Raw genomic sequence first — 12,541 nt, 5'->3', positions numbered from 1 at the left:
ATTTGCGGGGTCGATATGAAGAATATAGAATTAAAGGAAATTAATCATTATTATGGAAAAGAAAAAGTATTGCATGATGTTAATATATCCATTAAAGAAGGCGAGTTTTTTACTTTATTAGGTCCTTCTGGATGTGGTAAAACGACTATTTTAAGAATAATTGGTGGATTTATAAAACCTTCTTCTGGAAGTATTTATGTTGGTGATAAAGATATTACTAACCTAGAACCAGAAAATAGAAATATGGGAACTGTTTTTCAAAACTATGCACTGTTTCCGAATATGACTGTAGAAGAAAATGTATCTTATGGATTGAAAATAAAAAAGTTATCTAAAAAAATTATAGTAGAAAAATGTGATACTTATTTAGAATTGGCAGGAATGAAAAATTTTAGGAAAAAAAAGATTGATGAACTATCTGGTGGACAGCAACAAAGAGTGGCAGTAGCAAGAGCATTAGCTACTGAGCCTACGATGCTTTTATTAGATGAGCCAATGTCTAATTTAGATGTAGCTTTAAGAGTCAAAATGAGAGAAGAAATAAGAGAGATACAGAAAAAGATAGGTATTACTACTTTATTTATTACTCATGATCAACAAGAAGCTTTAGCTATTTCTGATAGAATAGCTATAATGGATAAGGGGAAAGTTCTTCAAATTGATATGCCAATGGAAGTTTACAAAAGACCATTGAATGATTTTGTGGCAAACTTTGTAGGTACTTCAAACTGTATTGAAAAAGAGGATTATGTTAATTTTAATATTGAAAAAGAGACAAAGCCATATATTTATAAAAGACCTGAAGAAATGGTATTATTGCAAAACACTAACCAAAGAGGGTTTGTAAAAGTAAAAGTAGAATCTAAGAATTTTTTAGGTCCAATCTTAGAATATACAGTATCAAATAATGGGAAAAAATATCAAGTGACTGAACTTAATAGGATGAATAATAGTAATAAATTAAATGTAGGGGATAGGGCATATCTAGGTGTGTTGAAAGGTGAATAATATGATTAAAAAAATAAACCATAGTAAATTCACACCTAAAAATATTATTTCTATTATTTTATACAGTATATTATTTTGGATTCTGATTGGGTATATTATCGTTCCAATAGCTAATACCTTTGCACAAGCATTCCAAAGTGAAGGTGGATATTCTTTTGAAGTTTTCAAAGAATACTTTTCAAACACTAATAATTTAAGGGTAGTAAGTAATACTATAATTTTGGGATTAGGTTCTGTACTTGTATGTGGAATTATGGGAATATCACTTGCCCTGTATATGACATTTGTTTGTGATAAACACAAAAAAATCATACATATTCTTTTACTAAGTCCAATGATGATTCCTGGAGTAATTATGGTAATTGCATGTATTCAGCTTTATGGAGAAAGTGGGATAGTTACAAAATCTATAGAAATTTTACTTTCCTTTATCAACAAACCCTATGATTTTAGTGGATTAAAAGGGATTTTATTTGTAGTCGCATATACTCAGTATGTGTATTTTTATTTAAATGTATATGTTGCCTTAAAATATGTAGATTACTCAACAGTTGAAGCTGCAAAAGGAATGGGAGCATCAAAGCTAAGAGTATTTTTTGATGTAATATGGCCTGTTATTACACCTGCTGTTATAACTTCTACTATTATAACTTTTGCATCAGGGATTAGTTCTTTCTCAGCACCAAATCTTATAGGTGGTGGTTTTAAAGTTTTGAGCACTCAGATTGTTAGGTCTAAGGCTAATAATCACATGGATATAGCATCAGTTCAAGTAATTACTTTGTTACTAATGGGGATTGCATTTATGCTCTTGTTACAGTATTATGGCAAAAAATATGGAGTAGTATCCTCCTTAAAATCTCAAAGTTATAAAGTCGATAATAGAAAAAAAGACTTATTTACATTTGTATGTAAGATTATTATTGAAATACAAATTATTATAATTATGCTTCCTATAATTACTATTGTATACTTATCATTTGTAAGTACACATTCAATTATGACGACCATATTTCCTAGAGACTTTACACTGGAGAACTACCAGATGATTTTCCAAAAATCACGTGTATTACAGCCTATTTTAAATAGCTTGAAAATGTCTTTAATGGCAGTAGCATTAGGATTGATAATTACTGTACCAGTTTCGTATTTAGTAATTAAAAAGGATAATACATATAATCGACTAGCAAAATTTATTATAATGTTACCTTGGAGTATGCCTGCAAGTGCCATTGCAGTTAACCTAATTAATACATTTAATCAAAAAAGTATATTTGCTTTTAATGAGTCCTTAATAGGTGGTTTTTATATTTTACCTATAGCATATGCAATTTATGCTTTACCATTACTATTTTCATCTAATGAGGTTGCTATGAGGTCAATAAATTTAGGACTAGAAGAATCATCAAGGAGTTTAGGTGCTGGAAGAGTACAAACCTTTTATAATGTAATAATACCAAATATGATGCCAGGGATAATTTCAGGAGCTATATTAGTATTCATTCGTACAATTGGAGAATATACAATGTCAGCCTTGCTTTATGGTGTTTACAATAGACCTATTTCAATTTCCATTGTAACTAATATGCAAGAGTTTAAGATAGGAGTATCTATGGCTTATGGTGTATTAGTAATTGGTATATGCTATATAGCATTAGGAGTAATTTTTAAATTAGATAGAAAAAGATTTACATAAAATAACAGATACTAATTTATAAATTGATGGTTAGAAGACTAAGACTCTTTATTTCTTGGAAATAAACTAAAGGAGTGTACTTTTGGTGTTTTATGTCAAGTTTATGACAGTGAAAAATTAGATAATTGTGAGTATGATTCCTATAAATCATCTCTACTATTGAAATCCACAAAAAGATATTAGCTAGTTGGCTAATATCTTTTTGATTTTTTTGATATCAATATAGTATTAACTATGGTACTAGTATTTTAAAATTTATATCTACATGTATGTAAAATATACTATTATTAACCATTAATTTTCTAGTAAATGAAAGTAGGGTATTTGATATGTTTACATCTTTTGATAAATTAGATGATATAGCTATAGTATAGAATTTAAATGAAGACTTACAAAGTAAGTGCAATTATTAGAGTATACTTTTTAGCTTCTTGAGTATTGATAATAAGTAAGTTTAAAAAATTAGGGCACTAAATTATTTTATAAAATTTTATAATTTGGTATATATTTGCTTTATGAATTATTATTGCAATTTATAATATTAATTTGTTAGAATGCAATAATTTGAAGCTTTAAAGAGATTATAGTTATATTTATCTAATTGATTATTATAAAGAATTAGGACGGATAAGATATATTAAAATAGTTAAGAAGAGAAGCTTTACATAGTAAGTATGGTTAACTATGATACAGGCTTCTAAAAATTCCTTATTGAAAAGGAACTAAGAATATATAATAAAAGTTCCTTTTCAATAAGGAAAACGATTGTTATTTTCTGACTTTTATTACCCTGATATTATTTAAATATAAACAACAACAAAACCAATAACAAATAAATCAAAATTTAAAATTAAAAATATCAGGAGGTACAATATGTTAATAAATATGAAGGAAATGTTACAAGTGGCACAAGAAAATAAATTTGCAGTACCAGCATTTAATATAGGAAGTGGGCAAATACTTAAAGCAGTGGTACAGAGTGCTAATGAAAAAAATGCACCAGTAATCCTTGCAATACACCCAAATGAGTTAAGTTTTCTAGAAGATAGCTTTGTAGCTAGTTGCATAGAAGAAGCAAATAAGAGTAAGGTACCAATGGTAATACACTTAGACCATGGAGCAAATAAAAATCAAATATTAAGAGCTATAAGATGTGGATTTACATCAGTAATGATTGATGGGTCACATTTACCATATGAAGAAAATGTAGCTATATCTAGAGAAATAGTAGAAATAGCAAGAGGATTAAATGTATCTGTAGAAGGAGAACTTGGCACAATAGGGACAACTGGAACATCAGGAGAAGGTGGCTCTGATGAAATAATATATACAAATCCACAATTAGCTAGGGATTTTGTTGAAAAAACAGGAGTAGATACACTAGCTATTGCAATTGGTACAGCACATGGTATATATCCAAAAGGATTTAAACCAGAACTTAGATTAGACTTATTGAAAGAAATAAAAGAAGTAGTAGACATACCTTTAGTCCTTCATGGAGGCTCATCAAATCCAGATGAAGAAATAGCACAAGCAGTTAAACTAGGAGTTTGTAAAGTAAATATTTCAAGTGATGTTAAATCAGCATATTATAAGAAGTGCAGAGAAGTATTAGAACAAAACCCAAGTTTATATGAACCAGATGCTATATATCCACAATGTATAGAAGCTGCAAGGGAGGTTATAGAGTTTAAAATGAATTTATTTAATGACATAGATAAATTAAAATGTTTTTCACAAAAAGAAGAATTAGTGATTGGATAACAATTTACGAGGAGGTGAGAGTCTATGATAGAGCAAATATTACGTAGCGATTGTATTGTATTAGATAAACAATTTAAAACTAAGAAAGAAGTAATTGATTATATGGCAAATCATTTGTATCATGGAAATTATATAAATGATAAAGAAAAGTTTATAATTGATATTAATAAACGTGAAAAAGAATCACCAACCAACATGGGAAATTTAATAGCTATCCCTCATGCCAAGTCAAGTGCAGTAAATCAACCTGTGATGATGTATTTAAGAACAGATAAGGATATTGTGGATAATGATGGTCAGAAACTTAGGTCATTTTTTATGATAGCAATTCCAGAATCAGGTTTGGATGCTCATCTTAAGATTATATCTAAACTAGCTACATATTTAATGGATGAAAATCTTATCAAGAATCTACTAAATGCAGAAACTCCATATGAAATATTAAATATATTTAATTGTAAGGCTGTAGAATCAGGAGATTTAAGTAATAATCAAAGTAAAGGTCTTATAGTTGGAATAACAGGATGTCCAACAGGGATAGCTCATACTTTTATGGCAAAAAAAGCATTAGAAGAAGCAGGGCAAGAACTTGGATATGAAGTTAAAATAGAAACACATGGAGCTATAGGTATAGAAAATAAGTTAACTAAAGAGGATATAAAAAAAGCAGAGTATGTGATTATAGCTTGTGATAGAGAAATTCAAACAAGTAGATTTATAGGAAAGAAAGTATTACAAAAGAAAGTAGCAGATGCTAAAAATGTTTCATTAGCTAAAAATTTAATTATAAATGCTGAAAATGGCATGGCTAAAGAAATTAAGCCAGGTGGAAAAACTTTAGAAGATTCAAAAGAAATACTTCAAGGAGCAGAGAAAAAAGGTATTTATAAACACTTAATGAATGGTGTATCTGAAATGATTCCATTTGTAGTAATAGGTGGGATTGGTATAGCTATAGCATTTATGTTTGGTATATTTGCATCAGACCCGACTCACGAAACATACAACCCTATAGCTGGATTCTTTGGGCAACTTGGAGGTGACTCAGCATTTAAGTTATTCATACCAATACTTGCTGGTTTTATAGCTAAATCAATTGCTGGAAGGCAAGGTTTTGCTCCTGCTATGATAGCTGGTTTTATGGCAGTTATTGGAGGTTCAGGATTTCTGGGGGGTATGGTAGCAGGATTTGCAACAGGATACATAGCTTTAGGAGTAATTAAGATAACAGAAAACTTACCAGATGTATTAAAGGGAGTAAATGCTGTACTGATATGTCCACTGTTAATTGCGTTTACAAGTGGAGCTATAATGTTCTTCATAGTTAATACACCAGCATCATGGTTAAATGAAGCTTTACAGTCTTGGTTACAAAGTATGTCTGGAACTAATAAAATATTATTAGGTGCAATATTAGCAGGAATGATGGCATCAGATATGGGAGGCCCTATTAATAAAACGGCTTCTGCATTTGGATTAGCTATGTTCTCTAGTAATGTATTTGAACCATCAGCTGCATTAATGGTAGGAGGAATGGTGCCTCCATTAGCAATAGCATTAGCTATGTTAATATTCAAAAATAAGTTTACTAAAGAAGAAAGAAAGTCAGCACTACCAACTGCTATAATGGGTGCATCTTTCATAACAGAAGGGGCAATACCATTTGCAGCTGCGGACCCGCTAAGAATGATTCCAGCAAATATAATTGGTTCTTGTATAGGTGGTGCAATATGTATGAGTTTAGATATAACCTTGATGGCACCACATGGAGGAATATTTGTAATACCATTTGCATGTAGTTCACCAATTGCGTATATAGCTTGTATATTAGTTGGAACAGTAATAACAACATTAATTATAGGGATAACAAAGCCTACTATAAAGAGTGAAAGTAGTGAATTTGAAGTACTTAGTGCTTAAATTATAAATAAAATTGAAAATAAGGATATTGAATAAGTAGTTGGTTATATCTCAATATCCTTATTTTTTATTTTGAAATTATATTCTATATTATATGAATTTTGTAAAGTGTATCATAAATTCTTTTACGATACAGAAGTATCTTAGTATTCTTACATAGCTATGAAATATGCTAAAATAGTACTTAATAGAAATATCAAAAAATAGGTAGGGGGCATAAGTATGCTTGTATCAAGACAAATTGAATTTCTTAAATTGATATTAAACGAAAATGAATATAGACCTATAAAATACTTTAAAGATAAATTAAATGTATCAGATAAAACATTACAAAAAGATTTGAAGATTATTGAGGTATATCTAGAAACTTTTAATATAAAAATTGATATAAAAAGAGGTTGTGGAATATTAATAGAAGCCTCAGCAAAGAACAATATAGACTTAATTAATAGTTTAAACATACAATCAAAGGGAAATAAATCTTTATCAGTAGAGCAAAGAAGAATGGAAATTTTAAAATATCTATTATTAAATTCAAGTAATATAACTTCAATAAATCAGCTATCGGATAAATATTATGTAAGTAAAACCTCTATAGTAAATGATTTTAAATATATAGAGGAATGGATAAAAGAATATAATTTAAAACTTAATAAAACCTTAGAAGGAACTAAAATTATAGGTAAAGAAGTGGACATAAGGAAATCGATTGCTAAGATGGTGGATGATTTATTAGATGAAAATTATGAACAGCATGATATATCTGAGTTAACAAGATTAGACTCTGCTACATTTAGTGCATTGATAAATTTATTTGATATTGATTCTATTATATTCGTAGAAACTATAATCACAGAATTGGAAGATAATTTAGGATATGTTATAAGTCAGCCCTACTATATAAATTTAATTACACATATACTTATATGCTTAAAGAGAGTTGGAGAAGGTAATCAAATAGAGTTCCAGGAGGAAAAGGAAGTTTCTATATGTAATTTGGATGAGTTAGTATATCAAAAGGTAACTACACTTATAGGTAAAATAGAAAATAGATACAGAGTAAAAATAACTAAAGATGAAATTAAATATATTTATATATATTTAGTATCATCTGGATTTAGTAGCGAAAGTAATAAGAGTAGCAATGATGAATCAGATATATTAAGTGATAGTGAAAAAGTGTCATCTATAATGATAGAGAATATGTCACAGTTTTTAAATATAAATCTTAGAGATGATGAATTATTACAAAAAAGTCTAGCATCTCATGTAAGACACATGTTAAACAGATTAAGATATGATATCCAAATAAAAAACCCATTATTAGAAGAGATACGAGAGAGATTTTCGGATGTACTGGGGTTGTGCATGATGACTATAAATATTATGACAGAGTATTATAATCTAAAAAATATTAGTATAGATGAAGTTTCATATCTAGCTACATATTTTCAAGCAGCTATAGAAAGAAATATGAGTGATAAAAGAGTAATAGTAGTTTGTAATACAGGATATGGAACGTCTCAGCTTCTTGCAGCTAGATTAAAAAGAGAATTTCCTGAGTGGACTATAGTTGATATAATTCCTATGCATCAATTGAATAAGCGAAATTTAGATGATGTAGATTTTGTAATATCTACTGTAAATTTAGACTTGAAAGACAAATTACATATAGTTGTATCAGTACTATTAATGGAAAGTGACATTAATAATATAAAAAATGCCTTACTTAATAAACCTCAAAATAATATGGTCTTAGATACAAACTTATTAGGTGTATATTTAAAAGATAATATATATTTTAATTTTGATGTAAGTCAGATGAGAAGTTTAATAGGTATGAATTTAAGCAGTAAATATGAATCTATCTCATTAGGAAAAGATTTAAATATATATATATGTAATCAAAGTAAAGTAAATAGAGGAATAATGAATGTTGATAATATTAATAGAACGATTAATCTTTATTTAGAAACTAGTAATCGTAGTTTTTTAAAGCATATTTTGATTGAAGTATCAAATCTATACAGGCAAAAGAACTATATAAATTATATAATAGATTGCGAAAGAAAAGAGGATATTAAAATATTATTTAATAACAATATACTGGAGAAAATAAATGGAAATTAGAGATATATTAAGCGAAGAAAATATTATTTTAGATTTAAAATCAACTACAAAAGAAGGCATAATACAAGAATTAGTAGATAAATTATACGATAAAGGAAGTATAACTTCAAGAAGCAAGTTTATAAAGGCACTAAAGCATAGAGAGAAAATAGGCTCTACAAGTATAGGTTATCAGATGGCTATGCCACATGGGAAAACAAAGTATGTAAAGAAAGCATCTGTGGTAATAGGTAAATCTGTAGAAGGTGTAGATTGGCCAAGCATAGATGGATTGCCTGTAAAAGTAATAATTATGTTTGCTATGCCACAATCTGAAGGAAATGAGGACATAATATTAATGTCTAAAATATCTTATATTTTAGGTGGTAAAGATATAAGTGAAAAGCTTTTAAATGCACATACTAAAAAAGAAATATTAGATGTATTTTATGAAGCCTAGATATTATATGAACTATAAATTTGAATTTATTTTGAGGTATTGAATTAATCTAAGAAAATTTGGTGAAATCTACATGGATTATAATTCTTATAAAAGATATATTTATTTAAAATGTGCATCTGATTGGGGATGTGCTTTTTTGTTATTTGTTATAACAATAAATAAAAGAAACTTATTATATGAAAACCATAATGCTTTAAAATGTATGAAAATCTTGTGTAATAGAGAGGGTAAAAATTTAATGGTAATCAAATTCTTTACCAATGAATATAAAAAATATCTACGTGTTATAATAGTTTAAACTAATGAACGAAAGGTAGATAAAAGCATATGAGATATAAGCATATAATTGAAGTTAATAAAGAACTTTGTATTGGATGTGGACTTTGTAAAAATGATTGTCCAGTAAATAATATAGATATAAAAAATAAAAAATCAGTAATAAAAAATCAAGATTGTTTAATGTGTGGGCATTGTGCAGCAATCTGTCCAAAAGAGGCTATTACACTAACAGGGTTTGATGAACCACCAATAGAACTTACAAAGAAGCCGAATATAGACCCAGATGAATTACTAATGGCAATCAAATCAAGAAGAAGTATCCGTAAGTTTAAAGATAAAGATGTTTCTTCAGAAATTATAAATCAAATTATAGAAGCTGGTAGATATACACCTAGTGCTAAAAACTCACAAGATATTTCATATATTGTTTTGGATAATAAAAAATTAATATATGAGAAGGAAGCAGTGAAATTTTTTAGAAAAATAAAGCCTATTGCAAATATCGCTGTTAAATATTCAAAGGAAGTTTCGATTGATGATAACTTTTTTTTCAAAAATGCTCCTACTGCAATAATGATAGTTACAAAAGATAAGATTAGTGGTTCACTTGCAGCATCAAATATGGCACTAATGGCAGAATCTTATGGTTTAGGAGTTTTATTTAGTGGATATTTTTCAGATGTAGCAAATAATTCACTAAAGCTAAAGAAACTTTTAGGTCTAAAACACAGGGCTCATGTACTCACAACACTAGTGATTGGATATCCAGATGTTAAATATAGACGTACTGCACAAAAAGAACCAGCAAATGTTAGATACTTATAAGAGGAGGAGGATTTTATGGAAAAAGAATGTCAGCAAAGAATGCAAGAAATAACATCTAGATTTAAAGAATGTCGTAAGGCTATCTCTGCTATGGGTGATGAAACTAGACAGTTAATTTTAATTACGCTTTTAGAAAGTGATTTTAATGGAATACGAGTGGGAGAAATTACAGAAAAAACACATCTTTCTCGTCCTGCTGTATCTCATCATCTTAAAATATTGAAAGAAGCAGAAATTGTTAATGTACGTAGAGAAGGAACAAAAAATTATTATTATCTCGATTCAAAAAAATCACAATGGAAATCATTAACAGAGTTAATAAATCTTATATTTATTGGAATACAACATATTGGTGAAAATGATATAAGAAAAGGTGAGTAAAGTAAAGTGATTTAATAAAAAGGAGGTAGTCTCAGAAATGATTTTAAAAATCGTTTTTGAGGCTACCTTCTTTAATAGTTCAAATAACAAAAATATATTATTCTAAATAGTATCTTTCTTTATGCTGAGTATTATTTTTATACTCGATAGCCTCAGTAGGGCAACCACAAATACATGCCATACAATGAGTGCAGTTATTTCCCCAATTTGGCTTTTGTTTTTTTAAATTAATATTATTTAAAGGACATAGTTCTACACATTTGCCACAGCCAATACATTTATCAGTATAGTGAAATCCTTTAGCATTAATAATCATTTTATAAAAAACTACATTTGTTATACCACTTTTAATTGTACCTCCTAAACCACTAGGGGTAATGATTTCAAATTCATTTTCATCATTTATATCAGAAACAATTTTATAGATTTGTTTATCTGCTTCTTCAATAATTTGTTTTGCTGTTTCTTTATCTGGTGTAGGAAATAAAGCTATATAATTTTCTGGCATTTTAATTTCTGCCATACCTTTTAGTTGCCACTCTTTGTATTTACATAATTTTTTAATATAGTTTATGGATTTTGCTGTATCACCACCACAGGTCATTATGAAGTAAACTTTCTTGTTGCCTAAAAACTTTGTTTTTTTTATAAAATCTGTAACCACTATTGGTAATCTCCATGCATAAGTAGGGCATACGAATATGAATGGCTTGTTTGTTGATATTAGGTCATCTGTTTTCTCTTCTTTTATAAGTTGATTTAATGATATTAGCTCATCACTTAATTCTTGTGCAATTTTGCGAGCTATATATCGGCTATTACCAGTACCACTAAAATATAAAATCATAATTATATCTCCCTAACTATTTTTTATTTTGACCCCTAATGCTTTTGTTCTAATAAAGTAATTTATGGATATATTGTATTGTAATAAATATAAAATTTACTAGTTAAAGAAATTATAGCACATTAATCTTTTTAATATTTATTGGTAAAGAATTTGATTACCATTAAATAATAGTTGTATAAGATGGAATATATAAAGAAAACGTTGACAAAATATGTCTAATGTTTTATCATAATAATTGGAATTAGGTAGTAATTGTTTAAGTACAAGCTAAGCTTATTCATTAATAATAGCAGTATCCTAGGAAGGAGTATGCCCATTATTATGGATAAGCTTTTTTTATGCTTAAAAGGAGGATAATCATGATAATTAATAAGATATTAAACAATAATGTTGTAATCACATTAGATGAAAATGATGAAGAAATTATCGTCATGGGTAAAGGCATTGGTTATCAAAAATCAAAAGGTAGTCTAATAGATAAAACTAAAGTAAACAAAGTATTTAGAATATCAAACAAAGAAATATCAAATAAGCTACAAGAATTACTTAATAATATTCCTATAGAGCATATGAAATTATCAAGTGAAATTATAGAATATGCACAGACAAAGTTAAACAAGAACTTAAATGAAAGTATTTATATATCGCTAAGTGACCATACATATTCTGCAATTCAAAGAATGAAAGAAGGAATAAACGTAAAAAATGCAATACTTTGGGAAATTAAAAGGTTTTACAAAGAAGAGTTTGAAATTGGAATGAAAGCACTGGACATTATTGAAAGCAAAACAGGTGTAAAATTGCCTGAAGATGAAGCTGGATTTATAGCTTTTCATATAGTCAATGCCCAGCTAAGTGAAGGTCATACTTTGGCATCTGATATTACAAAGTTAATACAAGAAGTACTTAGTATAGTTAGATATCATTTTAGGATAGAATTTCATGAAGAATCAGTATTTTATTATAGATTTATAATGCATCTTAAATTCTTTGCACAGAGATTACTTTTAAATAGTGCACATGAAGGTGAGACAGACAAAGAGTTATTAAGTATTATTAAGTCTAAGTATAATAAAGAGTTTGAATGTGTAATCAAAATTAAAAAATTTATTAAAAAACAATATAACTACATATTAACAGATGATGAACTTATATATTTAACTATACATTTAGCTAAAGTAGTTAAAGATTCAAAAATGTAAGTTGAATAATCTTGTAGTAGTTTATATGGGAATAGTTGTTGAAA

10 protein-coding genes are annotated in these 12,541 nt (G+C 28.0%); 9 read left to right on the top strand and 1 reads right to left on the bottom strand.

Features of this window, described 5'->3' with window-relative positions; genetic code table 11:
- Positions 1–15: 15 nt before the first annotated feature.
- From ACTG47_RS16645 to ACTG47_RS16610, 8 genes are all read left to right on the top strand, one after another.
- The gene (locus ACTG47_RS16645) at positions 16–1,008 is read left to right on the top strand and encodes an ABC transporter ATP-binding protein (RefSeq protein WP_479925391.1); all 993 of its coding nucleotides are present in this window, start codon (positions 16–18) and stop codon (positions 1,006–1,008) included.
- A gap of 1 nt (position 1,009) precedes the next feature.
- The gene (locus ACTG47_RS16640) at positions 1,010–2,704 is read left to right on the top strand and encodes an ABC transporter permease (RefSeq protein WP_479925390.1); all 1,695 of its coding nucleotides are present in this window, start codon (positions 1,010–1,012) and stop codon (positions 2,702–2,704) included.
- 873 nt (positions 2,705–3,577) lie between these two features.
- Positions 3,578–4,468, top strand: a complete 891-nt coding sequence (locus tag ACTG47_RS16635) for a ketose-bisphosphate aldolase (RefSeq protein ID WP_479925389.1) — start codon at positions 3,578–3,580, stop codon at positions 4,466–4,468.
- Positions 4,469–4,492: 24 nt separating this feature from the next.
- Positions 4,493–6,388: a PTS fructose transporter subunit IIABC gene (locus ACTG47_RS16630; RefSeq protein WP_479925388.1), complete on the top strand. Its 1,896-nt coding sequence runs from the start codon at positions 4,493–4,495 to the stop codon at positions 6,386–6,388.
- Between the two features lie 222 nt (positions 6,389–6,610).
- Positions 6,611–8,518: a BglG family transcription antiterminator gene (locus ACTG47_RS16625; RefSeq protein WP_479925387.1), complete on the top strand. Its 1,908-nt coding sequence runs from the start codon at positions 6,611–6,613 to the stop codon at positions 8,516–8,518.
- The gene (locus tag ACTG47_RS16620) at positions 8,508–8,957 is read left to right on the top strand and encodes a PTS sugar transporter subunit IIA (protein ID WP_479925386.1); all 450 of its coding nucleotides are present in this window, start codon (positions 8,508–8,510) and stop codon (positions 8,955–8,957) included. The genes ACTG47_RS16625 and ACTG47_RS16620 overlap by 11 nt, the downstream gene beginning before the upstream one ends.
- 330 nt (positions 8,958–9,287) lie before the next feature.
- The gene (locus tag ACTG47_RS16615) at positions 9,288–10,064 is read left to right on the top strand and encodes a nitroreductase family protein (protein ID WP_479925385.1); all 777 of its coding nucleotides are present in this window, start codon (positions 9,288–9,290) and stop codon (positions 10,062–10,064) included.
- A gap of 15 nt (positions 10,065–10,079) precedes the next feature.
- Positions 10,080–10,445 (top strand): ArsR/SmtB family transcription factor, encoded by a 366-nt coding sequence (locus tag ACTG47_RS16610; protein ID WP_054271605.1) that lies wholly within the window; start codon positions 10,080–10,082, stop codon positions 10,443–10,445.
- A 97-nt stretch (positions 10,446–10,542) separates the two neighbouring features.
- On the opposite strand, the gene ACTG47_RS16605 is transcribed toward ACTG47_RS16610, so the two are convergent.
- On the bottom strand, positions 10,543–11,292 hold the full coding sequence (locus tag ACTG47_RS16605; protein WP_479925384.1) for an EFR1 family ferrodoxin: 750 nt from the start codon (positions 11,290–11,292) through the stop codon (positions 10,543–10,545).
- 362 nt (positions 11,293–11,654) lie between these two features.
- Here ACTG47_RS16605 and licT point away from each other — a divergent pair, with 362 nt between their 5' ends.
- Positions 11,655–12,497: a BglG family transcription antiterminator LicT gene (gene licT, locus ACTG47_RS16600; RefSeq protein ID WP_479925383.1), complete on the top strand. Its 843-nt coding sequence runs from the start codon at positions 11,655–11,657 to the stop codon at positions 12,495–12,497.
- Positions 12,498–12,541: the final 44 nt, after the last annotated feature.

It is taken from the genome of Clostridioides sp. LIBA-6622 (genome assembly GCF_056716095.1).
Note: the sequence above shows the minus strand (reverse complement) of the source record. Positions and strands in the feature narration are given on the sequence as shown.